Origin of the sequence: Variovorax sp. JS1663, from assembly GCF_002157355.1 — a bacterium.
Lineage (GTDB): Bacteria > Pseudomonadota > Gammaproteobacteria > Burkholderiales > Burkholderiaceae_C > Variovorax.
Genome location: NZ_LYMK01000010.1, coordinates 108,087 through 131,416, shown reverse-complemented (window position 1 = coordinate 131,416; position 23,330 = coordinate 108,087). Strand labels below are relative to the sequence as shown.

Sequence of the window (23,330 nt, the reverse complement as noted above, 5' to 3'; positions counted from 1 at the left end):
CGGGCAGGGCGCCGATCCGGGGGATCAGCTGTCGATCTTGTCGGTCTCGAGCTTGAAGCCGCGCTTGTCGAAGCCCGACTTGGTCTTCGGGCCGTACCACTTGAAGAAGATCTTCTCGGCCTCGCCCGATTTCTCGAGTTCGCGCAGCGTGTCGTCCACGACCTTCTTCAGGCCCGTCTCACCCTTCTTGATGCCGATGGCCAGCGCCTCGGTGCTGAGGTTCTGCGGCAGCACCACGTACTGCGTCTTCTGCGGGCCCAGCTTGGCGTAGCTGTTGAGCAGCGCGGCCTCGTCGTCCACGTAGCCCACGCCCTTGCCCTGCTGCAGCGCCTGGAAGGCCTGCTGGCTGGTGTCGAAGGTCACGACCTCGGCGCTCGGCACGGCCTTGCGGATGTTGGGCTCCTGCGTGCCGCCGCGAATGGTCAGCACTTTCTTGCCGCCCAGCTGCGACACCTCGGTGATGTTGCTCGTCTTCTTCACGATGGCCTTCTGCCCGGTGACGAACGTGGTCAGCGAGAAGTCGATCTGCGCCTCGCGCTCCTTGTTGTGCGTGAGGCCGGCGGCGACCAGGTCCACGTGGCCCTGCTGCAGCTCGGGAATGCGCGCCGCGACCGCGATCTGCTTGAGCACCGGCTTGACGCCGATCTTCTTCGCGATGGCGTTCACCAGGTCGACCTCGTAGCCGATGATCTCGCGCGTCTTGGGGTCGATGAAGGTGGCGGGCTCGTCGGTGCCGAGCACGCCGACGACCAGCTGGCCCTTCTTCTTGATGTCGTCCAACTGGTCGGCATGGACGGCGGTGCCGGCGAGCAGGGCGGCCGCAGCGAAGGCGGCTGCGGCGAAACGGAAGCGCATGTTGTTTTCTCCTTGAAAGGGGCCCGCACCATAGCAACAAAAGCCGGGGCGGTGAAATAGCTCTTTCACATATGCATACTGCCGACATGCAAATTCAAGAGAAGCCGCCCTTCGACACCCCTTTCGAATGGATCGGCGGCGAGGAGAAGGTCCATGCCCTGGTCGAGCGCTTCTACGACCTGATGGAGCTGGAGCCGGCCTATGCCCGGCTGCGCGCGGTGCACGGCCCCTCGCTGGACAACGCGCGCCAGCGCCTGTTCTGGTTTCTCTGCGGCTGGCTCGGCGGACCGCAGCACTACACCGACCGCTTCGGGCACCCGATGCTGCGGGCGCGGCACCTGCCGCAAAGCATCGGCGGGCACTCGATCGGCATCAAGGAGCGCGACGAATGGCTGGCCTGCATGGACCAGGCGATGGGCGAGACCGGCGTGCCCGAGGGCCTGCGCGCGCGCCTGCGCGATTCGTTTTTCCAGACTGCGGACTGGATGCGGAACAGGAACGGCTAACGCCGCTGCGGCGTCAGCAGCACCACCAGCGCCCCCGCGCCGCCCTCGGCGGGCTTGGCCTGCACGAAGGCCAGCGTCTCGCTTTTCTGGATCAGCCAGCGTTGCACCTTGGCCTTGAGCACCGGCTGGCGCCCGGGTGAGCCCAGGCCCTTGCCGTGCACCACGCGCACGCAGCGCACGCCCTGCTTGCCGGCCTCGCGGATGAAGTTGCCCAGTGCTTCGCGCGCCTCGTCGCTGCGCATGCCGTGCAGGTCGATCTCACGCTGGATGCTCCATTCGCCGGCGCGCAGCTTGCGCGTCACGTCGGTGGGGATGCCGGGACGGCGAAAGCTCATCGCGTCGTCGGCATCGAGCAGGGTGGTGACGTCGAATTCGTCGGAGAGCGACTCGCGCAGCACCCGCTGCTCGTCGAGTTGGTGCTGCACCGGGATCGGCGCCGGCGGCTCCGGCGTCAGGGGCACCGCAGCACGGCGCCGCAGCGGCTGGGTCGCACCGACGGCGCGCGCGAACAGGTCCTGCTCCGCGGCGCGCTTCTTTTCGGCCGCGGCGCGTGCGACCGCCTCGGCGGCTTCGCGTTCGCGCTGCTCGGCCAGTGTCTTCTGCACGCCCTTGAGATCGGAGAGGCTCTTGAGGGCTGGGGGCTTGCTTCTGGGCATGGGCTTCCTCGCCGAGCATACGCGCTTGCGCGCCGAGGCTCAGACGAGGCCGCGCTCCGCCATCGAGAGGGCCTGGCCCGGGGCCACGATGACATGGTCCAGCACCCGCACGTCGATCAGCGCCAGCGCGGCCTGGAGCGTTTGCGTCAGGGCTTCGTCGGCGCGGGAGGGCTCGACGCAGCCGCTGGGATGGTTGTGGGCGAGGATCACGGCGGCGGCATGGTGACGCAGGGCGCAGGCCACCACTTCGCGGGGGTACACGCTCGTTTGCGTCAGGGTGCCGCGGAAGAGTTCCTCCATCGCGATCAGGCGGTGCTGGGCATCGAGGAACAGCGCCGCGAAGACTTCGTGCGGCCGCGCCGCCAGATGCAGTTGCACATACTGCTTCACGGCCATGGGCGCATCGAACAGATCTCGCTCCCTGAGGCGCTGGGCCACGGCGCGCCGAGCCACCTCGAGCACGGCGGCCAGGTTGCTGCGCTTGGCGCTGCCGCCCAGGCCCTTGATGCGCTTCAGGTCGTCGAGTCCGGCATGAAGCAGCCCGTTGAGGCCGCCGAAGCCATCGAGCAGTTCCTGCGCGAGCTGCAGCACATTCTTGCCGGGAATGCCCGTGCGCAGCAGCAGTGCGAGCAGTTCGGCGTCGGCGAGGGCGCCGGGCCCCAGTGCGAGCAGCTTCTCGCGCGGCAGCGACTCCAGCGGCAGATTCTTGAAAGACATGACTGTCATGGGCCCTTGGCCCGCTCCCTAAAATACAGGCCCCCAGTCTATAGCGATCCCCGACCGTGTCCTCCACCCCCTCCGCTGCCGTCGTGGCGCCCGGTTCCTTTCTCACGCTGCACTACCGGCTGGCGGGACCTGCGGGCGACATCATCAACACCTTCGGCGCCAAGCCGGCCACGCTCTCGCTGGGCACGGGCGAGCTCTCGCCGGCGATGGAGCTGCGCCTCATCGGCCTGGCGGAAGGCGCGCACACCACCTTCGAGCTGCCGCCCGGCGAAGCCTTCGGGGAGCGCAATCCCGAGATGCAGCAATGGGTGGCCCGCGCGCTGCTCGCGCAGATGGGTGACCCCGATGAGCAGTACGCGGTGGGCGACGTGGTGCAGTTCCCCACGCCCGACGGCAGCGGCAGCTATGCCGGTGCGGTGATCGAACTCGGCGAGACGGCGGTGCGCTTCGACTTCAACCATCCGCTCGCCGGGCAGCCGGTGAGCTTCGAGGTCCAACTGATCGGGGTCCTATGAGCGTGCAGGAAGTCATCCTTGCCGAGCCGCGCGGCTTTTGCGCCGGTGTGGACCGCGCGATCGAAATCGTCGAACGGGCGATCGCCAAGTTTGGCGCACCGATCTACGTGCGCCACGAGATCGTGCACAACACCTACGTGGTCAACGAGCTCAAGGCCAAGGGGGCGATCTTCATCGAGGACCTGGCCGAGGTGCCGCCCGGCGCGACGCTGGTCTTCAGCGCGCACGGCGTCAGCAAGGCGGTGCAAACCGAGGCCCGGGCACGCGGCTTCGAGATCTTCGACGCGACCTGTCCGCTGGTGACCAAGGTGCACGTGGAGGTCGCCAAGCTGGCGAGAGAAGGCTACGAGTTCATCATGATCGGCCACAAGGGGCACCCCGAGGTCGAGGGCACGATGGGCCAGCTCTCCAGCGGCATCCACCTGGTGGAGGACGTGGAAGACGTGGCGCACGTGCAGCCCGCGCAGACCGAGAAGCTGGCCGTGGTCACCCAGACCACGCTGTCGGTGGACGACGCGGCCGAGATCTCGGCCGCGGTGCGCGCGCGCTTCCCGAAGGTGCGCGAACCCAAGCAGCAGGACATCTGCTACGCCACGCAGAACCGGCAGGACGCGGTCAAGCTGCTGAGCCCGCAGGTGGACCTGGTGATCGTGGTCGGCAGCCCGACCAGTTCCAACAGCAACCGGCTGCGCGAGCTCGCGCAGCGGCTGGGTACGCAGAGCTACATGGTCGACTCGGCCGCCGAACTTCGGCCGGAGTGGTTCGAGGGCAAGAGCCGCGTGGGCCTCACGGCCGGCGCCTCGGCGCCCGAGATCCTGGTGCGCGAGGTGATCGAGCGCATCAAGGCGCTCGGTGCAGTGTCGGTGCGGAAGATGGATGGCATCGAGGAAACGCTCAAGTTCCCGCTGCCCAAGGGGCTGAAGCTGGACGACATGGCGCCGCCGGGGCACATCTCGTGAGCGCCGCGATCGACTGGCGGCAGCAGATCGAGGCCGCGGCCCGCCGCATCGAGGAGCGCGCGCCGCATTTTCTGCGCAGGACACCGCTGTGGAAGCTGTCGGGCCGCGCGTTCGGTGTCGAGGTGCCCGGTGTGGAGGTCTGGCTCAAGCTCGAACAGTTGCAGGTCAGTGGCAGCTTCAAGGCGCGCGGCATGATGAACCGGCTGCTCGCCAACGAGATTCCGGCGAGCGGCGCCATCGTGGCCTCCGGCGGCAACGCCGGCATCGCCACCGCTGCCGCGGCGCAGGCGCTACGCGCGCCTTGCGAGGTTTTCCTGCCCACGGTGTCTTCCGAAGCCAAGCGCGCCAGGCTGCGAGCGCTGGGCGCGAACGTCGTGGTCGGCGGCGAGCTGTATGCCGACGCGCTCGCGGCCTGCCTCGCGCGCCAGCGCGAGAGCGGCGCCCTGCTGACCCATGCCTACGACCAGGCCGAGGTGGTGGCCGGCGCGGGCACGTTGGCCCGTGAAATCGAGGAGCAGGGCGGTTTGCCCGATGCGGTGCTGGTCAGCGTCGGCGGCGGCGGCCTGATCGCCGGGCTGGCGGCCTGGTTCGAGCAGCGCAGCCGCGTGGTGGCGCTCGAGCCCGAGCAGGCGCCGACCCTCTTTCGCGCACGCGAGGCCGGCGAGCCCGTGGATGTGGACGTGGGCGGCATCGCGGCGGATTCTCTGGGCGCGCGCCGCATCGGCGGCTTCGCCTGGGACATCACGCAGCGCCATGTGCGCGATGCGATGCTGCTGAGCGACGAGGCGATCCGCGCCGCGCAGTTGTGGCTCTGGAAGGAACTCAAGCTCGCCGTGGAGCCCGCAGCGGCCCTGCCGCTGGCGGCTCTCCACAGCGGGCGCTACCAGCCGCACGAGGGCGAGAAGGTCTGCCTGATCGTGTGCGGCGCCAACGTGGATCCGGCGAGCCTGGCTTAGCTCTGCGGCTGGTCGACGTTGACCATCCACGGCACGCCGAACTTGTCTTCCAGCATGCCGAAGCCCGGCGACCAGAAGGTGGCCGCATAGGGCATCGTGACCTTGCCGCCTTCGGACAGGGCCTTGAACAGCGCTTCCCCTTCCTTCACGTCCTTGGCCTGGACCGAGAGCGAGAAGCCTTTGTAGCCGTCGAAGGGCATGCCGGGCGGCATGTCGGACGCCATGATCTGCTTGCCGCGAGCCTCGAAGGTCGCATGCATGATCTTGCTCTTGTATGCATCCGGCGTGTCCTTGCCCATGGGGCTTTCGCCGAAGGTCATGCTGAAAAGAATCTTGCCGCCCAGGCTCTTGGCGTAGAAGGCCAGCGCGTCGGCCGCGTTTCCATTGAATGACAGATAGGCTTCCATTTTGAAATCTCCTTGGATTGAGGCATGTATGACAGGAGGGGCGATCCTACGTCCTCCGCGCGATGCACACCACTGCCTCGGATGGGCGCACCTAAAATCGGCAAATGCTCGACATCACACTGCTACGCAAGGACCTCGCCTCGGTCGTTGCCCGCCTCGAAACCCGCAAGAAGAACCAGACCTTCCTCGACGTGGCCAGCTTCAGCGCGCTCGAGGCCGAGCGCAAGACGCTGCAGACCCGCACCGAGGAACTGCAGGCGCGCCGCAATGCGCTCAACAAGCAGATCGGGCCGCTGAAAGCCAAGGGTGAGTCCGTCGACGCGCTCATGGCTGAAGTCAATGCGCTCAAGAGCGAGCAGGAATCGTCCGCCACGCGGCTCGAGCAGATCCAGCCCGAACTGCAGGCCCTGCTGCTCGCGGTGCCGAACCTGCCGCATCCGAGCGTACCCGCGGGAGATGACGAAACGGCGAACGTCGAGGTCCGCCGCTGGAGCCCGAAGGGCGGCAACGGCGCCGACGCGCCCGCACTCGGCTTCGAGGCGCGTGACCACGTGGACCTGGGCGCGCCGCTGGGCCTGGATTTCGAGACCGGCGTCAAGCTTGCGGGCTCGCGCTTCACGGTGATGAAGGGCCCGATCGCACGGCTGCACCGGGCGCTGTCGCAGTTCATGCTCGACATGCAGACGCAGCAGCACGGTTACACCGAGTGCTACGTGCCCTACGTGGTCAACGCAGACACGCTGCGCGGCACTGGCCAGCTGCCCAAGTTCGAGGGCGACCTGTTCGCTGCGAAGAAGGGGGGGCAGGAAGGCGAGCCCGCGCCCGATCATTCGGCGCTCTACCTCATTCCCACCAGCGAGGTGCCGCTCACGAACTTCGTGCGCGACGAGGTGCTGGCCGAGGCGCAATTGCCCATCCGCCTGACGGCGCACACCCCCTGCTTCCGCTCCGAGGCCGGAAGCGCCGGGCGCGACACGCGCGGCATGATCCGCCAGCACCAGTTCGACAAGGTCGAGATGGTGCAGATCACACACCCCGAGAAGAGCTACGAGGCGCTGGAACAGATGACCGGCCACGCCGAGGCCGTGCTGCAGGCGCTTGAGCTGCCTTACCGCGTGGTGCTGCTGTGTACCGGCGACATGGGCTTCGGCGCATCCAAGACCTACGACCTCGAGGTCTGGCTCCCGGCGCAGAACACCTACCGCGAGATCAGCTCGGTGTCGAACTGCGAGGCCTTCCAGGCGCGTCGCCTGCAGGCGCGCTTCAAGAACGCCCAGGGCAAGAACGAGTTGGTGCACACGCTCAACGGCTCGGGCCTGGCGGTCGGCCGCACGCTGGTGGCGGTGCTGGAGAACCACCAGCAGCCCGACGGGTCGATCGCGGTGCCGGCCGTCCTGCGGCCTTACCTGGGCGGGCTGGAAGTGTTGCGGGCCTGAAAAGCGGCCCGCAAAGTCTCTGCTAGAATCGCGGGCTCGACAAACACCAGACTCCGGAGAGGTGGCAGAGTGGTCGAATGTACCTGACTCGAAATCAGGCGTACGGTAACCCCGTACCGTGGGTTCGAATCCCACCCTCTCCGCCAACTGTGCTTTCACGAACTTCGCGGAAGCCTGAAAAGCCCAAGAAACTCAAGGCTCTTGGGCTTTTTTATTGCCGGTGTTGCGCGGGTTCGTGGCTCACTACCACCTATGCCGTTTGCAAGCGTGTCGTTGCGGTGATGCGGACCTAGATTCGCGTCCGGACGTGGAGATCTCGTCAGGGCGCTCGCAGTCGCAAATACCGGAGCGTTGCTCCGGCCACGCTGGGCGGCATGCTCATCACGGAAATCGGCGTGGCGCCCGACGGCACTGCACGACATGTACGACGTCCACTTCGGCGTCAATCTCACGCAGGCGAATTGCCCGGCGCTCTACGACGGCTTCAACCCCTTGGTCCCGCGCGACAGCGCGCTGCTGCTCTGGTGCGGGCTCGGGCCTCGGGTGATCGAGCCGAGCGCGCACGGCCGAGGGCCTGAGCCGCGATATGAAAAGCGGTCGGGCAGTGACGTTTGGCAACCATCTTCATGGTGTGGACGTGAACCCGGTCCCCGGCGTCCGCGTTGGTGGAGGGCAAGGGCGGCATCCGCCTCCCTCTGGAGTTCTTGTGAACCTTGATCGTTCTGTCTTCGTGAAATGGGCTGCTGCAGGTGCGGTGGCAGCCGGGGCCCTGTTCGCCGCCGCGTCGGCCCAGGCCGGCGCCAACTGGTCCGTGGGCATCAATGTGCCGGGCGTCGCAGTCGGCGTTGCCGACCCGGGGCCGGTGTACTACCAGCCCGCTCCCGTCTACACGCGCCCAGCACCGCCGATCTACTACGAGCCTGCGCCGCCGGCGTATTACCGCCCCGCGCCCGTCTACCGACCCGCCCCGGTGTACTACGGGCCGCCGGCGCCGGCCTACTATCCCGGCGAACGTTGGCGCTGGCGCCACCATCACCACCGCCGCGACTGGGACGATCGGGACGATTGATTTCGCTCAGACCACCATCGGCGTTGCGGCCCCATCCATCGACACGATCGCGCCCGAGATGTAGCCTGCCCGCGGCGAGCTCAGGAACAGCACCGCATCGGCGATGTCTTCCGGCTTCGCGATCCGCCCGAGCGGCATGCGGGCCTCGGCGTCGCGCCGCACGTCATCTTCGCTGCGCTGCCGCATCCGCGCTTCGGCCGCCAGGCCCTCGGCCATGCGGTCGGTCAGCGTCATGGCGGGATTGACCGCGTTCACGCGCACGCCCCGCGGACCGTAGGCCGTGGCCAGGCCCGCGGTGGCCAGCATCAGCGCGGCATTGGCGGCGCCGCCGGCCAGGTGAGTGGTCGTGGCGACCTTGCCGCCCATGCCGATGATGTTGACGATGGCGCCAGCGCCGCGTGCGCCCATGCGCTTGATGGCCGGGTCCATCACGTGGATGTAGGTGAAGAATTTGGCCTGCATCGCGTCCTGCCAGGCCTGCGGCCGCAGCTCGTCGAAGGGCGTGCGCCGCGCTGCGCCGGCGGAATTGACCAACACCTCCACGGGGCCGAACCCGGCTTCCGCGGCGTCCAGCATCGCCAGCGCGGCCTGCGCGTCGCCCAGGTCGGCCGCATGGCCGCGGACCGCAGTGTGGCCCTCGGCGCGCAGTTGCGCGAGCGCCGAATCCAGGTGGTCCTGGCTGCGCCCTGCCAGGCTGACCTGCGCGCCCTCGCGCAGGAAGCCGCGCGCACAGGCCAGCCCGATGCCGCGGCTGCCGCCGGTGACCAGCACGTGCTTGCCGCTGAGTTGAAGATCCATGGAGTTCTCCGCCGTCGTGTTGCGATGACGGACATGTTAGAGGGGGCTTGCCGACTCTGCCCGGCATGTGCTCTCATGCAAGCCATGAGCCCCAGCCGGAGACATGAACGATGAAGACAGTGGCAGAAATCCTCAAGGAAAAAGGCGGCGTCGGCGTCGTGCACAGCATCGGGCCCGACGCCTCGGTGTTCGAGGCCGTCGCGCTGATGGCTCAGAAGAACATCGGCGCCCTGCTGGTGATGGAGGGCGAGCGCATCGTCGGCGTGCTCAGCGAGCGGGACTACGCGCGCAAGGTCGTGCTGATGGCGCGCTCCTCCAAGGACACGAAGCTGCGCGAGATCATGACCAGCTCGGTGATCTACGTGCATCCCACCCAGAGCACCGAGGAATGCATGGCGCTGATGACCGAGAGCCGGGTACGGCATCTGCCGGTGCTCGATGACGACGGCAAGCTCGTCGGGCTGATTTCGATCGGCGACCTGGTCAAGGGCATCATCTCGGAGCAGAAGTTCATCATCGAACAACTGCACAACTACATCGCTGGCTGACGCGCCAGAGCGCCGCGCGCGCGTGGCCGAACCGAGCAGTCTCGGCCCGGGCGCGGGCGGGCGCAAGTCATATTTCCGACCGGATTGCGATGTAGATTACAGGCGCCAACCGGAGACAAGCATGCTGATGACCGCTCAGACGACGGAAGCGGGGCGCAGGGCAGAGCGCCTGGACGAAGTGGAGCAACTGGTGCGCGCCAGGCTCCCGGCCGAATCGGCGGAGGAGCCCGCGGGCTTCGTCCGCCGCTATTTCGGCCAGGTCGACCCGGAGGACCTGGCCGAGCGCGAGGTGGCCGACCTGTACGGTGCGGCCCTGTCGCACTGGAACTTCGCCCGCAAGCGCGAACCGGGAAAGGCCAAGCTCAGGGTCTTCAACCCGACCATCGCCGAGCACGGCTGGCAGTCCACCCACACCATCATCGAGATGGTCAATGACGACATGCCTTTCCTGGTCGACTCCGTGACCATGGAGGTCAACCGGCACGGGCTCACGCTGCACCTGATCATCCATCCGCTGGTGGCGGTCGAGCGCGGCGCCGATGGCGTGCTGAAAGGCCTGGCGGCGGAGGAGGGCGCGTCGCCCGAGGCCCGCCGCGAATCCTTCATCCACGTGGAAGTCGATCGCGTTCCCGATGCCGCGCGCATGGAGGCGCTGGCCGCCGACCTGGAGCGCGTGCTCGACGACGTGCGGCAGACGGTCGCCGACTGGAAGCCGATGCGCGAACGCGTACTGGCCATCGTGCAGGGGCTGGACGAGCGCGCTCCGCCCATCCCGCCGCAGGAACTGGCCGAGGGCCAGGCCTTCCTGCGCTGGCTGGCGGACAACCACTTCACCTTCCTCGGCTGCCGCAGCCACGAGCTGGCGCGGGTGGACGGCGAGGATGTGCTGAAGGTCGTGCCCGGCTCCGGCCTCGGCATCCTGCGCGAGGCGTCCTCCAAGCCCGATGGCGCCGCCGCCTTCGCCGCGCTGCCGCCCGAGGTGCGCGCCTACGCGCGCCGGCCCGAGCTGCTGGTGGTGACCAAATCCACCTCGCGCTCCACCGTGCACCGGCCCGGCCACCTGGACTACGTGGCCGTCAAGCGCTTCGACGACCAGGGCGAGGTGTGTGGCGAGGACCGCTTCCTCGGCCTCTTCACCTCCACCGCCTACAGCGCCAACCCGGCCGAGATTCCGCTGCTGCGCCGCAAGATCGCCAGCGTGGTCGAGCGCGCCGGCCTGGCGGCGGGCAGCCATTCGGGCAAGGCGCTGCTCAACATCCTCGAGACGTATCCGCGCGACGAGTTGTTCCAGACCTCGGACGACGACCTGCTGCAGACCGCCATGGGCATCCTGCACCTGGGCGAGCGCCAGCGCTTCCGGCTGTTCGTGCGGCGCGACCCCTTCGAGCGCTTCCTGTCCTGCCTGATCTACGCGCCCCGCGAGAACTACACCACCGAGCTGCGCCAGAAGTGGCAGGACATCCTGATGCGCGAGTTCAACGGGACGAGCTCCGAGTTCAACGTGCACCTGTCGGAATCGGTGCTGGCGCGCATCCAGATCACCGTGCGCACCAAGCCCGGCAGCATTCCCTTCTTCGACGTGCGCGAGCTGGAGGAGCGGCTGGTCGCGGCTGCGCGGCGCTGGGACGATGACCTGAAGACCGCGCTGATCGAGGCGGCCGGCGAAGCCCGCGGCAACGCACTGCTGCGGCGTTTCGGTGCCGCCTTCCCGGCCGGCTACCGCGAAGAATTCGCCGCGCGGGCCGCCGTGCACGACATCGAGCTGATGGCGGGGCTGGGCGAGGCCCAGCCGCTGGGCATGAACCTCTACCGGCCGCTGGAGGCGCCGCCCGACACGCTGCGCTTCAAGCTGCTGCGGCGCGGCGAGCCGCTCACGCTCTCGGCCAGTCTGCCGATGCTGGAGCACCTGGGCATGAAGGTGCTGGACGAGCATCCGCATCGGCTGGCGCCCCAGGGCGAGGCGCCGATCTGGATCCACGACTTCGGCCTGCAGAGCGCCTCGGGCGAGGCCGAGATCGAGGTCGACGCGCTGCGCCCGGTGTTCGAGGAGGCCTTCGCCGCGGTGCTCGGCGGCGAGGTCGAGAACGACGACTTCAACCGCCTGGTGCTGGCGGCGCGCCTGCCGGCCCACGAAATCGTGGTGCTGCGGGCTTACGCCAAGTACATGCGGCAGATCGGTTTCTCGCTCTCGCAGTCCTTCATCGAAGCGACGCTGGCGACGCACGCCGGCATTGCGCGCGCCCTGGTGGAGCTGTTCAAGCTGCGCTTCGATCCGGAAGCGCCGCCCGATGCACAGGCCCGCGAGGCCAAGAAGGTCGGCGACATCGAGGCCGCGCTGGACGAGGTGTCCAACCTGTCGGAAGACCGTGTGCTGCGCCAGTATCTGGCGCTGATCCAGGCGACGCTGCGTACCAACTTCTGGCGCCGCGACGCAGCCGGGCGGCGGCGCGGCTTCCTGTCCTTCAAGTTCGACGCGGCCAAGGTGCCGGATCTGCCGGCGCCCAAGCCACTGTTCGAGATCTTCGTGTACTCGACCCGCTTCGAGGGCGTGCACCTGCGCGGCGGCCGCGTGGCGCGCGGCGGCCTGCGCTGGTCGGACCGGGCGGAGGATTTCCGCACCGAGGTGCTGGGCCTGGTGAAGGCGCAGATGGTCAAGAACATCGTGATCGTGCCGGTCGGCTCCAAGGGCGGCTTCGTGCTCAAGCGCGCGCCGTCGCCGGCCGACCGCGATGCCTACATGCGCGAGGGCGTGGCCTGCTACCAGGATTACCTGCGCGGTCTGCTCGACATCACCGACAACCTCGCGGGGACGGCGGTGGTGCCGCCGCCGCAGGTGCGCCGCCATGATCCGGACGACCCGTACCTCGTGGTGGCAGCCGACAAGGGCACCGCCACCTTCAGCGACTATGCCAACGGCATCAGCAAGGAATACGGCTTCTGGCTCGGCGACGCCTTCGCCTCCGGCGGCTCGGTGGGCTACGACCACAAGGCCATGGGCATCACGGCGCGCGGGGCCTGGGAGTCGGTGAAGCGGCATTTCCGCGAGATGGGCATCGACACCCAGAGCACCGAGTTCACGGTCGCGGGCATCGGCGACATGTCGGGCGACGTGTTCGGCAACGGCATGCTGCTGTCCCCGCACATCCTGCTGGTGGCGGCCTTCGATCACCGGCACATCTTCCTCGACCCCACGCCCGATGCCGCGAAGAGCTTTGCCGAGCGCGAGCGCCTGTTCAAGCTGCCGCGCTCCTCATGGGCCGACTACGATGCCTCGCTGATCTCCGAAGGCGGCGGCATTCATGCGCGCAGCGCCAAGTCGATCGCGCTCACGCCGCAGGTGAAGCAGGTGCTGGACATCCAGGCCGATGCGCTGACGCCCACCGAGCTGGTCAATGCCATCCTCAAGGCCCCGGTGGCGCTGATCTACAACGGTGGCATCGGCACCTACGTCAAGGCCGCCGGCGAGACCCACGCGCAGGTGGGCGATCGCGCCAACGACGCGCTGCGCGTCAATGGCCGCGAGCTGCGCTGCAAGGTCTTCGCCGAGGGCGGCAACCTGGGCTGCACGCAGCTGGGGCGCATCGAGTTCGCGCGCGCGGGCGGTCGCATCAACACCGATGCGATCGACAACTCGGCCGGCGTCGACACCTCCGACCACGAGGTCAACATCAAGATCCTGCTGGGTCTGCCGGTCACCGAGGGCGAGCTCACCGAAAAGCAGCGCAATGCGATCCTGCCAGAGATGACCGACGACGTGGCCGCGCTGGTGCTGCGCGACAACGTCTTCCAGACCCAGGTGCTCTCGGTCACCGGCCGCATCGCGCCGCAGCTGCTGGACGCGCAGACGCGCTTCATGCAATACCTGGAAAAGGCCGGGCGGCTCAACCGGGCGATCGAGTACCTGCCGGCCGACGAGGAACTGGCCGAGCGCCGGGCCCAGGGCCAGGGCCTCACCAGCCCGGAGCGCGCGGTGGTGCTGGCCTACAGCAAGATCTGGCTCTACGACGAGCTGCTGGAGTCGCCGCTGCCCGACGACCCCTGGGTCGCGACCGCGCTGGAGCGCTACTTCCCGGCGCTGATGCGCCAGAAGTTCGCCGCCTGGATGCCGCGCCATCCGCTCAAGCGCGAGATCATCGCCACCCACGTGACCAACAGCACGATCAACCGCGTTGGCAGCACCTTCGTGCACCGGCTGGTCGAAACCACCGGCGCGCGCGCCTTCGAGGTGGTGCGTGCCTACCTGCTGTCGCGCGAGATCTTCGGCATGGTGTCGCTGTGGCAGGCGATCGAGGCGCTGGACAACCGGGTCGACGACGAGGTGCAGTCGCGCATGCTGATCGACACCAGCCGGCAGCTGGAGCGCGGCACCATGTGGTTCCTGCGCTCCAGGCGCCTGGCCGAGGACATGGCCTCGACCATCGAGTACTTTCAGTCCAACGTGGAGACGCTGTCGGCGCGGCTGCCGCAGCTGCTCGATGCCGACGAGCGCGCGCGCGTCGAGGCCGCCGCGGCCCAGTACGCCGCCAAGGGCGTGCCGCGCGAGCTGGCCGACCGCGTGCTGAACTTCGGCTCGCTCTACGCCACGCTCGACATCGCCGAGATCGCCGGCAGCGCGCGCTGGCCAGTCGAGCTGGTGGCGGCGATCTACTTCGACCTCGCCAACCGGCTCGGCATGCCCTGGCTGCGCGACCGCATCTCGGCGCTGCCGGGCGACCAGCACTGGCAGGCGCTGGCCAAGGGCGCGATGCAGGACGACCTCTCGGGCCTGCAGCGCTCCATCACCGGCGCGGTGCTGGCGGGCGGCGGCGAGGCCGAGTCGCCGGAGGCCCTGGTCGAGACCTGGCAGGCCAGCAACGGCCGCACGCTGGAGCGGGCGGCGCAGCTGATGGGCGAGCTGCGCGCGGTGCCAGCGCCCGACGCGGCGATGCTGGCCGTGGCGCTGCGGGAGCTGCGGGCGCTGGCATAGCGGGGGAGGCATCCCCCAAAGGCAGGATGGCGCGCGCGGCCGCGGGCGCCTAGGCTACGCTCGCGTACTCGTCCGAGGATCATTGCATGCGCATCGCCTTCACCTCCTGCATGTCGTCCGTCAGCTTTCCCCAGCAGCCCGCGTGGAACGAGATTGCGGCGCGCAATCCCGATGTGCTGGTGCTGCTGGGCGATTCGGCCTACTACGACGCCGATGATTCCAGCATGGCCAAGCTGAAGGAAATGAGCGCCGACGGCTTCGCGCAGCACGCGCACAAGCGCATCGCCCGCCAGTTGGCGCAGCCCGGATTCCGCGCGCTGGTGCAGCGGCCCCAGCTCTCGACCTATGCGATCTGGGACGACCACGACTTCCTGTGGAACGGCGCCTGCGGGGGCGACATCGCGAAGCAGCCCCCATGGCGGATCTACGTGCCACCCAGCCGCGCGGTGTTCGCAGCCTATCGCGCGGCGCTGGCGGCACGCCTGGCGTCCGGGAGCTTCCCGGCATCGCCCTTCGCCTGGAGCCCGGACGTGGCCGAGCCCGGCTACAGCACGGTGGCATTGCCCGGCAAGGTGCTGCTGCACCTCACCGACGGGCGCAGCTACAAGAGGCGGAAGGGATCGATGCTCGGTGAGACCCAGCTGGCCGCGCTCGAGGCGGCCTGCGATGCAGCCGACCCCGACACCGTGCACCTCGTCGCCTCCGGCGTGGTCTTCGAGGCGCGCAACGGCGAGACCTGGCTCGATCACGAGCAGGACTACAAACGGCTGCTGGCGCTGGCCGCCAGGCACCGCATCCTGGTCCTGAGCGGCGACATCCACGACAACAACCTGGCCACCTACAGGCAGACCGGCGGCAGGCCGCTGTTCGAAGCCACCGCTTCCGGCGCTGCCATCTGCACCGCCGTCACCCTTGGCGCCCTGCAGCGCAACTGGGGCCTGCTGGAGATCGACGACAACGCGGTGAACATCGAGATCTTCAAGTCGGGCGTGCCCCAGTACCAGGGCAGCATTGCCCGCGCGGCATGGCAGTAGGCAGCTTCTTGCCCTTCACGCCTTCAAGATGTCTCCCACCCAAGTCGCCCTGGTCGAAGACGACATCCCGATGCGGGAGCGCATCTCCCGCGTCATCCGGGCCGATCCCTCGCTGGCCCTGGCCTACGGTGCGGGCACCGCGCGCGAGATCCTCGGCTGGCTGGCCGACAACCCGGTGGACGTGCTGCTGGTGGACCTGGGCCTGCCCGACCGTTCCGGCCTGGACGTGATCCGCGACTGCCGCCGCACCCAGCCGGCCTGCGCGGTCATGGTGATCTCGATCTTCGGCGACGAGGCCAACATGGTGCAGGCCTTCGAGGCCGGCGCGAGCGGCTACCTGCTGAAGGACGGGACCGAAGCCGACCTCGCGACCCACATCCGCAACCTGCGCGCGGGCGGCTCGCCGATGTCGCCGGTCATCGCGCGGCAGCTGCTTCGGCGCTGGCAGGCGAACCAGCCGCAGGTGCCTGCCCCGGCACCCGCGGCGAGCCCCGGCGCGAGCCCTGCGCCGGAGCGCCTCTCGCCGCGCGAGTTCGAGGTGCTGGACCTGGTGTCGCGAGGCTTCCCTTATCTGGAAGTGGCGGCGCGGATGGGGGTCTCGGTCACCACCGTGCAGACCCACATCCGCAACATCTACGGCAAGCTGGACGTCCACAACAAGTCGGAAGCCGTGTTCGAGGCCCGCAATCTGGGGTGGCTTCCCTGACCGTGCTGCGCTTCGCGCATCTGCTCCGCACGCTGGGCCGGAGGGTGGCCGGCGCCCTGTTCCTCATGGTCCTGGCGGCGCCGGCACTGGCCCAGAGCCGCGTGCTGGATGCGGCATCGGCTTCGTTCCAGCCCGAGGGCCTGCCCGCCAGCCAGCGCGAGGTCGAACTGCCGCTTCGATGGGATCATGAATTCCCGGGCCGGGGAGGCACGGCGCAATACCGGATCACGCTGCCCCCCGGGACTGGCGTGGGTGGCGAGCCGCAGGCCCTGGTCCTGTCGGGCACCGGCAACCAGGCCAGGGTCTCGCTCAACGGTGCCGTCATCGCGCAACTCGGCGTCCTGGGCGACCCCAGCCACGACGCAGCCAAGGCCAGCCACCTGCTGCGCGTGCCCGCATCGCTCCTGCGTGCGGGAGAGGCCAACGAACTGCTCGTCGAGACCACGGTGCAGCGCCAGCGCGGCGGTGGCCTGGGCCTGTTGCGCTACGGCCCGGAGACGGCGATGGAGGCACTCCACGTCGCGCAGCGGCGCTGGCGCCATACCTCCTCGGTGGTCTATGCGGTGAGCCTGCTGCTGATGGGCGGGCTGGCGGCCGGCCTCTGGTGGCGGCAGCGCGACGCGCTCTACGGCTGCTTCAGCCTGGCAGCCTTCTTCGGCGTGATCCGCAACCTGGACCGCGCCTGGACCGACGTGCCGGTGCCCTGGCCGCTGTGGGGCGCGCTGGTGGCGATGGGCTATGCCTGCCACATCGCGCTCATCGCCCGCTTCGTGCTGCTGGTGGTCGAGCGCAACCCGCCCTGGCTGGTCAGGATGATCCAGGCGGCCTTGGGCACGGCCGTCGTGCTGGCAGGCGCCTCCTTCGCGCTGGCCCGGCCCGCGCTCTGGACCACCGGGCTGGCCCTGCTGGAGCTCGTGGCCGCGGTCTGCCTGCCGGTCGTGGTGCGGGAGGCCTTCGGCAGCCGCAGGCGCATCGCCTGGGTGCTCTTGGGCGCTGGCAGCCTTGCCATCCTGGCAGGGGCGCATGACCTGCTCGCGGTGCGCGCGGGCCTGTTCGGCGGTGCGGAGTTCACCCTGACCTCGCACGCCATCTTCTTCTTCGTGCTCATCCTGGCGGGCCTCGTGGTGGAACGCTACAGCGGCCTGGTGGCGGACTACCGGGCCTTGAACGCCGGCCTGGCCGAGCGCGTGGCCGAGCGCGAGCAGCAGCTGCGCGGCGCGTTCGAAGCGCTGCGCGCGCAGCAGCAGGAGCAGGCCGTGCTGCTGGAGCGGCAGCGCATCATGCGGGAGATCCACGACGGCGTGGGCTCGCAGCTGGTCGGGCTGCTCAACATGGTGACGCAGCGCGACGCGCGCACCGAGGTGCTGACCGAGCACGTGCAGCTGGCGCTCGACGAGATGCGGATGGCGGTCGATTCCCTGCAGCCCATGCACGACGACCTCGCCACGATGCTGGCCACGCTGCGCTACCGGCTGCAGCCCCGGCTCGATGCGGCCGGCATCGCGCTGGACTGGGACGTGGCCGAGCTGCCGCCGATCGCGGCCTTCTCGGCGCAGGCCTCGCTGCAGTTGCAGCGCATCCTGCTGGAGGCGTTCACCAACGTGCTCAAGCATGCGCAGGCCACGCGCATCGCCCTGCACGCGAGCTGGCAGAACGGCCCGCCGGCGCAGGTGCGCATCGAGTTGCGGGACAACGGCCGGGGCTTCCAGGCGAGCTCGGCGACTGGAAGCGCCGCCGGCCGCGGCATGGCCAACATGCGTGCCCGCGCCGACGCCATCGGCGCGGTGCTGGGCATCGAGGCAGGCTGCGAGGGAGGCACGTCGGTGGTGCTCGACTGGCCCTGCGCTCAGGGAAAGGCCTGATGCCGGGGCAAGGCGCCCCCGCGCGGCCATGCTCCACAATGGCAGCAAGAATACGAATGAATACAGTGGAGGACCGGATGGCCTACGAGCTGCTGAGAAAAATCGCCGGCGCTTCGTTGCCGATGACGCTCGATTCACAGGCGGACATCGAGAACCTCCGCATCCTTCGCGATGCGGGCTATGTGAAGGTGGATTTCCAGCCTACCGGGATGGACCCGCCGGCGGCAGTCGTGATCGCGCTCACGCCGCTCGGCCGCACGGCCATGCGTTACTTCGGCGGCGTCTAGCCGGTTAAGATCGCAGCCAGACCGCGCAGTCGCGGGCGGGGGCCGTCGTCCCGCTTCCGTTGCCGGATTTTTTTCACAGCGTGCCCGAGAGCCGCAAGCAGGGGCCCCTCGAACAAGGGGCTTTTTTTATGGCCGGACTGACACGGGGAGAGAGGGGCCGCGCGCATGGTGGGTAATTCGTCCTTTGCCGGGCTGGGCAATTCGTCCTTCGCCAGCCTGACGCCTGCACCGGCCTCGGCCGACGAGGCGGAACCGTGGGTCCGCGGCGAGCTGATCCGCAGCCTGATGCGCGCCTCGCGCGGGTCCTACCTGCTGGCCGCGGCGCTGATGCCGGCCATGGTGGGGTTGAGCTGGGGCCATGTGCCGCCCTGGCAGCTCTTTGCCTGGCTGGCCATCGGCATCACGGCCACCGGCTGCCGCATCTGGGGCGAGCAGGTCTACGGCCGGCACTATGCCGACCGGGACTCGGCTGCCCAGCAGTACTTCGTGGAGCGCTATCGCTTCCTCTGGAGCGCCAGCGCCTTCGCCTGGGGCCTGTCGATCCTGATCTTCTTCGAGCGCACGCCGCTGGTGAACCAGTTCATGAGTTGGCTGATCGTGGCCGGCGTCGCCACCTTCCCGCTCAACGGGCTGGCGCTGCACCCGCCGCTGCTCAAGCGCTATGTCAACACGCTCTTCGTCACCATGCTGGTGGCGATCGTGTTCCGGGTGATCGAGCTCAACTTCGAGCGCCCGCATTTCCACTACGGCTTCCTGCTGCTGCCGGGCCTGCACTGGTGGCTGCTGCTGCGGGCCGGCCGGCGCATCCACGAGACGGCGCGCAACAGCTTCGAGCTGCTCTTCCACAACCACATCCTGATCAACTCGCTGACCCAGCAGCGCCAGGCGGCGGTGTCGGCGGTGGCGATGAAGAACCGCTTCCTGGCCAGCGCCGCCCACGACATGCGCCAGCCGGTGCTGGCGCTGTCGCTCTACGCCGACTGGCTGCGCAACGAGCCCGAGCTGGTGGCCGAGATCGCGCCCAAGATCGTGCGCGCCACGCATGCGGTCAACGCGCTGTTCGACTCGCTGTTCGACCTGGCGCGCATCGACTCGGGCCAGGTGCGGCTGCACATCGAGCGGGTGGACGTGGCCCAGCTGCTGCACGACCTCGAGTTGCAGTACCGGCCGGTGGCCGAGGCCAAGGGCCTGAGCTTCCGCATGCACGTGAGCTCGGGCACGGTGCTGACCGATCCGATCCGCGTGCGCCGCATGATCGGCAACCTGCTGGCCAACGCGATCAAGTACACGGCCGAGGGCGGCGTGCTGCTGGCCTCGCGCCACACGCGCGACGGCCTGCGGGTGGAGGTGTGGGACACCGGCATCGGCATCGCGCGCGAGCACCTGCGCGACGTGTTCCTGGAGTTCTACAAGGTGGCCGACCATGCAGGCACCTCGGACGGCTTCGGCCTCGGGCTCGCGATCGTGGCGCGGCTGTCGCACGCACTGGGCCATCCGGTCAGCGTGCGCTCCAGGCTGGGCCGCGGCAGCGTGTTCCGCGTGGCGCTGCACGATGCCGACGAATCGCAGGCCCAGACGCGCATCTCGGGCGCGGTGGGCTAGTAAGGCCCAGAAGAAGAAAACCGGGCCAAGGCCCGGTTTTCTTTTTCAGGAGTTGCTCGACAACAAGCCGTTGGTGCGCGCGTGGTGCAGCGCCTGGGTTCGGCTCTTCACGCCGAGCCGGCGGAACAGGCGCCAGAGGTGCACCTTCACCGTGTGCTCGCTGATGTCCAGCTCGGTGGCGATGTCACGGTTGCTCATGCCCTGGTCGAGCATGGCGATCAGCTGGGTCTGGCGCTTGGACAGCTTGCTGTTGGCCGCGGTGACCGGCTCCTCGGCCTCGGTGTCGGCCATCAGCAGGCCGCGCAGGGCGGCGGTGAGTTCGGCGGAGCTGGCCGACTTCTCGATGTAGGTGTCGGCGCCGGCCTCGATGCAGGCCTCCTCCATGTCGCCTGCCGGCGAAGCGGAGTAGACCGCCACCGGCACGTCGGGGTAGATCTTCTTGACTGCGATCACGCCGGACACGCCCGTCACGTCGGGCAGTTTCAGGTCGAGGCAGAACAGGCCCGGTTCGCCGTGCTGCTTGACGGCGCTGGCCAGCTTGTCGAGCCGTTCCAGCTCCACGATGGTTTCAGCCGGCCGCAGGCGCCGGAGCACCATCACGATGGCGTCGCGCATCAAGGGGTGGTCGTCGATGACATAAATGCTCATAGCTCTTTCTCACTGTATGCGCGCCGGCTCTGCCGGTCGCTGGTCGTTGCGCGAAATGTCTTTCAGTTCTTATGGCCGGCCGCCTCGGCCGCCGCCAGCGCCTCCAACGCGTCCGTTGCCGCACGCACGGTCGCATTGTCGACGGGTTCGAGCTGTGCAGCGAGCAGGGTCAATGCCGTGCCGCGCTGCGCCCGAAGCTGGCCAATCGCCCGGCCCGCTTCCTGCGGCGATGCGAAACCCAGGCTTTGTAACAGTTGTGAACCGTTTTCGTCGAGCAGCTTGAAGTAATAGAGCCCATCTTTTTCGCGGTATTGCTTGAAAGCGGGGCGTGCCGCCTTGGCAGCCTTGGGCGCGGCGGCCTTGTCCCGGGCGGCCCCGAGGTTGCGCAGGCCGACCGCGTGGCGCAGCTCGGCCATGAAGGGCCGCGAGATGGCGCGGGCCTTCTCGGCGCCGGCCAGCAGGATCTTCTCGATCCGGGCCGGGTCGTTGATCAGGGTGTCGTACGCCTGCCGCAGCGGCCCGATCTCGCGATCGATGCGCTCGAACAACAGTTGCTTGGCATCGCCCCAGGCGATGCCGTCGGCGAAGGCGCGGCGCAGCGCCTCGGTCTCCTGGGCATCGGCGAAGGCCTGGTAGATCTGGAACAGGGCCGAGCCCTCGGTCTCCTTGGGTTCGCCGGGGGCCCGGGAGTCGGTCACGATGCCGGCGATCAGCTTCTGCAGCTGGGCACGCGGGGTGAAGAGCGGGATCGTGTTGTCATAGCTCTTGCTCATCTTGCGGCCGTCCAGGCCGGGCAGGGTGGCCACCGCGTCGTCGATCTCGGCCTCGGGCAGGGTGAAGTGCTCGCCGTAGAGGTGGTTGAAGCGCTGTGCCATGTCGCGCGCCATCTCGATGTGCTGGACCTGGTCGCGGCCCACCGGCACCTTGTGGGCATTGAACATCAGGATGTCGGCGCCCATCAGCACGGGGTACATGAACAGGCCCGCGCTGACGTCGGCGTCCGGGTCCTCGCCGCGGGCGATGCTCTTGTCCATCTGGGCCTTGTAGGCATGGGCCCGGTTGAGCAGGCCCTTGGCCGTGACGCAGGTGAGGAACCAGGTCAGCTCGGGGATCTCGGCGATGTCGGACTGGCGGTAGAAGGTCACCCGCTCCGGGTCCAGGCCGCAGGCCAGCCAGGTGGCGGCGATCTCCAGCGTGGAGCGCTGGATGCGCGCCGGCTCGTCGACCTTGATGAGCGCGTGGTAGTCGGCCAGGAAGTAGAAGCTCTGGACATGGGCCTGGCGGCTGAAGCGCACCGAGTGGCGCACCGAGCCGACGTAGTTGCCCAGGTGCGGCGTGCCGCTGGTGGTGATGCCGGTGAGGAAGCGGACGGGAGTGGGGGAGGAGCTTGCCATGGGAAGGAAGGGACTCAGCGCAGCAGCGCGGTCAGGGGCGAGATCAGCAGGTCGATGACCTGGTAGCCGAAGGTCATGAGCGGCCGCAGCCACCACGTGCTGACGATGCCGGCGATGACCAGGCCCATCACGATGAAGAAGCCGTAGGGCTCGATGCGCGCCAGGAACTCCTGCGCGCCGCCGCGGGGCAGCAGGCCGGCCAGCACCCGGCCGCCGTCCAGCGGGGGCAGCGGAAAGAGGTTGAAAGCCCACATCACGAGATTGACCAGCACGCCGCCGCGCGCCATCTCCAGGAAGAAGGTCTCCTCGACGCCGAAAGCCCGCAGGAGCACGAAGAACAGCGCCCACAGGATCGCCTGGATGAAATTCGATGCCGGCCCCGCCAGCGCGACCCAGATCATGTCGCGCTTGGGATGGCGCAGCCGGCCGAAGTTGACCGGCACCGGCTTGGCGTAACCGAACAGGAAGGCGCCCGACGTCGCGAAGTACAGGAGGAGCGGCATCAGGATGGTGCCGATGGGATCGATGTGCTTGACCGGGTTGAGCGTCACGCGGCCCATCATCCAGGCTGTCTGGTCGCCCAGGTAGCGCGCCACGTAGCCGTGTGCCGCCTCGTGCACGGTGATCGCGAAGATCACGGGCAGCGCGTAGATCAGCACTTTTTCGATGAGATTCTGGATGTCCACCGGAAGATTGTCTCAGACCGCTCCGGCCGGGCCGGGCTGCTACGAAGGTTCACAGTCCCAGTGGCGTGAGCGCGCCGCGCCCCTGGCGCACCAGCACCGGGTCGCCGCCCATGCCCATGGGCGTCAGGTCGACCACGGTGGTCGGCTCCGAGGGGCAGGCGCCGCAGGCGATGACGGCGCCGATCTGCTTCTCGTAGCGCTCGCGGATCGCCTGGGCGTCGTTCAGCGCCTCGGTCTCGCCGGGCGGGATGAGGGTGGTGGCCAGCAGCGGCTCGCCGTGCAGCATCAGCAGCTCGCCCAGCACCTTGTGGTCGGGCACGCGCAGGCCGATGGTCTTGCGCTGCGGGTGGCTGACGCGCCGCGGCACCTCTTTGGTGGCTTCCAGCAGGAAGGTGTAGGGGCCGGGGGTCGCAGCCTTCAGCAGGCGGTACTGCTTGTTGTCCACCCGGGCGTAGCTCGAGAGCTCGCTCAGGTCACGGCACAGCAGGGTGAGATGGTGTTTCTCGTCGACCTGGCGGATGCGGCGCAGCTGGTCTACCGCGTCCTTGTCGTCCAGGTGGCAGGCCAGGGCGTAGCTCGAATCGGTCGGCACGGCCACGATCTCGCCGCGCGCCAGCAGGGCCGCGGCCTGCTTCAGGAGGCGCTGCTGCGGGTTGTCGGGATGAATCTCGAAGAACTGGGCCATGGGTCGTTGCGGTGCAGAAGAAACGCAAG

Annotated in this window: 22 protein-coding genes and 1 tRNA gene; 14 read left to right on the top strand and 9 right to left on the bottom strand. The window is 68.6% G+C overall.

Features of this window, described 5'->3' with window-relative positions:
• Positions 1–24: 24 nt before the first annotated feature.
• Entirely contained in the window at positions 25–855 is an 831-nt protein-coding gene (locus A8M77_RS11265) for an ABC transporter substrate-binding protein (protein WP_086921564.1), read from the bottom strand.
• An 86-nt stretch (positions 856–941) separates the two neighbouring features.
• Here A8M77_RS11265 and A8M77_RS11260 point away from each other — a divergent pair, with 86 nt between their 5' ends.
• A complete protein-coding gene (locus tag A8M77_RS11260) occupies positions 942–1,361 on the top strand; it encodes a group II truncated hemoglobin (protein ID WP_086921608.1) in 420 nt (139 codons plus the stop codon).
• Here the strand turns inward: A8M77_RS11260 and A8M77_RS11255 are convergent.
• Together A8M77_RS11255 and radC are read right to left on the bottom strand one after the other, a co-directional pair.
• Positions 1,358–2,017, bottom strand: a complete 660-nt coding sequence (locus A8M77_RS11255) for a Smr/MutS family protein (protein ID WP_086921565.1) — start codon at positions 2,015–2,017, stop codon at positions 1,358–1,360. The two genes, A8M77_RS11260 and A8M77_RS11255, sit on opposite strands and share 4 nt — an antisense overlap.
• A 39-nt stretch (positions 2,018–2,056) precedes the next feature.
• Positions 2,057–2,734 carry a RadC family protein gene (gene radC, locus A8M77_RS11250; RefSeq protein WP_086921566.1) on the bottom strand — a complete coding sequence of 226 codons (678 nt, stop codon included), beginning with the start codon at positions 2,732–2,734 and terminating at the stop codon, positions 2,057–2,059.
• A gap of 65 nt (positions 2,735–2,799) precedes the next feature.
• On the opposite strand from radC, the gene A8M77_RS11245 reads away from it, so the two are divergent.
• Genes A8M77_RS11245 through A8M77_RS11235 form a run of 3 tightly spaced genes read left to right on the top strand, consistent with a single transcriptional unit; the run spans position 2,800 to position 5,173 of the window.
• Positions 2,800–3,258 carry an FKBP-type peptidyl-prolyl cis-trans isomerase gene (locus A8M77_RS11245; RefSeq protein ID WP_086921567.1) on the top strand — a complete coding sequence of 153 codons (459 nt, stop codon included), beginning with the start codon at positions 2,800–2,802 and terminating at the stop codon, positions 3,256–3,258.
• Positions 3,255–4,217: a 4-hydroxy-3-methylbut-2-enyl diphosphate reductase gene (gene ispH, locus A8M77_RS11240; RefSeq protein WP_086921568.1), complete on the top strand. Its 963-nt coding sequence runs from the start codon at positions 3,255–3,257 to the stop codon at positions 4,215–4,217. Before A8M77_RS11245 ends, ispH begins: the two co-directional genes overlap by 4 nt.
• The gene (locus A8M77_RS11235) at positions 4,214–5,173 is read left to right on the top strand and encodes a threonine/serine dehydratase (RefSeq protein WP_086921569.1); all 960 of its coding nucleotides are present in this window, start codon (positions 4,214–4,216) and stop codon (positions 5,171–5,173) included. Before ispH ends, A8M77_RS11235 begins: the two co-directional genes overlap by 4 nt.
• Here A8M77_RS11235 and A8M77_RS11230 read toward each other — a convergent pair.
• Positions 5,170–5,580 carry a VOC family protein gene (locus A8M77_RS11230; RefSeq protein ID WP_086921570.1) on the bottom strand — a complete coding sequence of 137 codons (411 nt, stop codon included), beginning with the start codon at positions 5,578–5,580 and terminating at the stop codon, positions 5,170–5,172. The genes A8M77_RS11235 and A8M77_RS11230 overlap by 4 nt on opposite strands.
• Before the next feature lie 104 nt (positions 5,581–5,684).
• Here A8M77_RS11230 and serS point away from each other — a divergent pair, with 104 nt between their 5' ends.
• From serS to A8M77_RS11215, 3 genes are all read left to right on the top strand, one after another.
• Positions 5,685–7,016 (top strand): serine--tRNA ligase, encoded by a 1,332-nt coding sequence (gene serS, locus A8M77_RS11225; RefSeq protein ID WP_086921571.1) that lies wholly within the window; start codon positions 5,685–5,687, stop codon positions 7,014–7,016.
• A gap of 55 nt (positions 7,017–7,071) precedes the next feature.
• Positions 7,072–7,162 (top strand) — tRNA-Ser (locus tag A8M77_RS11220).
• A gap of 560 nt (positions 7,163–7,722) precedes the next feature.
• On the top strand, positions 7,723–8,085 hold the full coding sequence (locus A8M77_RS11215) for a hypothetical protein (protein ID WP_086921572.1): 363 nt from the start codon (positions 7,723–7,725) through the stop codon (positions 8,083–8,085).
• 6 nt (positions 8,086–8,091) lie between these two features.
• Here A8M77_RS11215 and A8M77_RS11210 read toward each other — a convergent pair whose 3' ends face one another.
• Positions 8,092–8,883 carry an SDR family oxidoreductase gene (locus A8M77_RS11210; protein ID WP_086921573.1) on the bottom strand — a complete coding sequence of 264 codons (792 nt, stop codon included), beginning with the start codon at positions 8,881–8,883 and terminating at the stop codon, positions 8,092–8,094.
• Between the two features lie 110 nt (positions 8,884–8,993).
• Here A8M77_RS11210 and A8M77_RS11205 point away from each other — a divergent pair, with 110 nt between their 5' ends.
• From A8M77_RS11205 to shkS, 7 genes are all read left to right on the top strand, one after another.
• Positions 8,994–9,431: a CBS domain-containing protein gene (locus A8M77_RS11205; protein ID WP_086921574.1), complete on the top strand. Its 438-nt coding sequence runs from the start codon at positions 8,994–8,996 to the stop codon at positions 9,429–9,431.
• Positions 9,432–9,558: 127 nt separating this feature from the next.
• A complete protein-coding gene (locus A8M77_RS11200) occupies positions 9,559–14,397 on the top strand; it encodes an NAD-glutamate dehydrogenase (protein WP_086921609.1) in 4,839 nt (1,612 codons plus the stop codon).
• Positions 14,398–14,483: 86 nt separating this feature from the next.
• Entirely contained in the window at positions 14,484–15,431 is a 948-nt protein-coding gene (locus A8M77_RS11195; protein ID WP_086921575.1) for an alkaline phosphatase D family protein, read from the top strand.
• Positions 15,432–15,459: 28 nt separating this feature from the next.
• Positions 15,460–16,137 carry a response regulator transcription factor gene (locus tag A8M77_RS11190; RefSeq protein ID WP_086921576.1) on the top strand — a complete coding sequence of 226 codons (678 nt, stop codon included), beginning with the start codon at positions 15,460–15,462 and terminating at the stop codon, positions 16,135–16,137.
• Positions 16,125–17,999, top strand: a complete 1,875-nt coding sequence (locus A8M77_RS11185; RefSeq protein ID WP_086921577.1) for a sensor histidine kinase — start codon at positions 16,125–16,127, stop codon at positions 17,997–17,999. The genes A8M77_RS11190 and A8M77_RS11185 overlap by 13 nt, the downstream gene beginning before the upstream one ends.
• A 77-nt stretch (positions 18,000–18,076) precedes the next feature.
• Positions 18,077–18,286, top strand: coding sequence for a hypothetical protein (locus tag A8M77_RS11180; protein ID WP_086921578.1), 210 nt, complete (start codon positions 18,077–18,079; stop codon positions 18,284–18,286).
• 165 nt (positions 18,287–18,451) lie between these two features.
• Positions 18,452–19,888, top strand: a complete 1,437-nt coding sequence (gene shkS / locus A8M77_RS11175) for a surface-behavior sensor histidine kinase ShkS (protein WP_238136781.1) — start codon at positions 18,452–18,454, stop codon at positions 19,886–19,888.
• A gap of 45 nt (positions 19,889–19,933) precedes the next feature.
• Here shkS and A8M77_RS11170 read toward each other — a convergent pair whose 3' ends face one another.
• The 4 genes from A8M77_RS11170 to A8M77_RS11155 form a co-directional block, all read right to left on the bottom strand.
• Complete coding sequence (locus A8M77_RS11170) at positions 19,934–20,536, bottom strand: LuxR C-terminal-related transcriptional regulator (RefSeq protein ID WP_086921579.1); 603 nt, start codon at positions 20,534–20,536, stop codon at positions 19,934–19,936.
• A 62-nt stretch (positions 20,537–20,598) separates the two neighbouring features.
• Positions 20,599–21,930 carry a tryptophan--tRNA ligase gene (locus tag A8M77_RS11165; protein WP_086921580.1) on the bottom strand — a complete coding sequence of 444 codons (1,332 nt, stop codon included), beginning with the start codon at positions 21,928–21,930 and terminating at the stop codon, positions 20,599–20,601.
• A 14-nt stretch (positions 21,931–21,944) separates the two neighbouring features.
• Positions 21,945–22,616 carry a site-2 protease family protein gene (locus tag A8M77_RS11160; RefSeq protein WP_086921581.1) on the bottom strand — a complete coding sequence of 224 codons (672 nt, stop codon included), beginning with the start codon at positions 22,614–22,616 and terminating at the stop codon, positions 21,945–21,947.
• 49 nt (positions 22,617–22,665) lie between these two features.
• Complete coding sequence (locus A8M77_RS11155) at positions 22,666–23,301, bottom strand: L-threonylcarbamoyladenylate synthase (protein ID WP_086921582.1); 636 nt, start codon at positions 23,299–23,301, stop codon at positions 22,666–22,668.
• Between the last annotated feature and the right edge of the window lie 29 nt (positions 23,302–23,330).

Excerpts from the sequence above, each read along its gene's own strand:
- A8M77_RS11155 (WP_086921582.1), bottom strand. The coding sequence starts at position 23,301 with ATGGCCCAGTTCTTCGAGATTCATCCCGACAACCCGCAGCAGCGCCTC.
- A8M77_RS11210 (WP_086921573.1), bottom strand. The coding sequence starts at position 8,883 with ATGGATCTTCAACTCAGCGGCAAGCACGTGCTGGTCACCGGCGGCAGC.
- A8M77_RS11255 (WP_086921565.1), bottom strand. The coding sequence starts at position 2,017 with ATGCCCAGAAGCAAGCCCCCAGCCCTCAAGAGCCTCTCCGATCTCAAG.
- A8M77_RS11205 (WP_086921574.1), top strand. The coding sequence starts at position 8,994 with ATGAAGACAGTGGCAGAAATCCTCAAGGAAAAAGGCGGCGTCGGCGTC.
- A8M77_RS11230 (WP_086921570.1), bottom strand. The coding sequence starts at position 5,580 with ATGGAAGCCTATCTGTCATTCAATGGAAACGCGGCCGACGCGCTGGCC.
- A8M77_RS11260 (WP_086921608.1), top strand. The coding sequence starts at position 942 with ATGCAAATTCAAGAGAAGCCGCCCTTCGACACCCCTTTCGAATGGATC.
- serS (WP_086921571.1), top strand. The coding sequence starts at position 5,685 with ATGCTCGACATCACACTGCTACGCAAGGACCTCGCCTCGGTCGTTGCC.
- A8M77_RS11165 (WP_086921580.1), bottom strand. The coding sequence starts at position 21,930 with ATGGCAAGCTCCTCCCCCACTCCCGTCCGCTTCCTCACCGGCATCACC.
- shkS (WP_238136781.1), top strand. The coding sequence starts at position 18,452 with ATGGTGGGTAATTCGTCCTTTGCCGGGCTGGGCAATTCGTCCTTCGCC.
- A8M77_RS11200 (WP_086921609.1), top strand. The coding sequence starts at position 9,559 with ATGACCGCTCAGACGACGGAAGCGGGGCGCAGGGCAGAGCGCCTGGAC.
- A8M77_RS11265 (WP_086921564.1), bottom strand. The coding sequence starts at position 855 with ATGCGCTTCCGTTTCGCCGCAGCCGCCTTCGCTGCGGCCGCCCTGCTC.
- ispH (WP_086921568.1), top strand. The coding sequence starts at position 3,255 with ATGAGCGTGCAGGAAGTCATCCTTGCCGAGCCGCGCGGCTTTTGCGCC.
- A8M77_RS11195 (WP_086921575.1), top strand. The coding sequence starts at position 14,484 with ATGCGCATCGCCTTCACCTCCTGCATGTCGTCCGTCAGCTTTCCCCAG.
- A8M77_RS11180 (WP_086921578.1), top strand. The coding sequence starts at position 18,077 with ATGGCCTACGAGCTGCTGAGAAAAATCGCCGGCGCTTCGTTGCCGATG.
- A8M77_RS11190 (WP_086921576.1), top strand. The coding sequence starts at position 15,460 with ATGTCTCCCACCCAAGTCGCCCTGGTCGAAGACGACATCCCGATGCGG.
- radC (WP_086921566.1), bottom strand. The coding sequence starts at position 2,734 with ATGTCTTTCAAGAATCTGCCGCTGGAGTCGCTGCCGCGCGAGAAGCTG.
- A8M77_RS11170 (WP_086921579.1), bottom strand. The coding sequence starts at position 20,536 with ATGAGCATTTATGTCATCGACGACCACCCCTTGATGCGCGACGCCATC.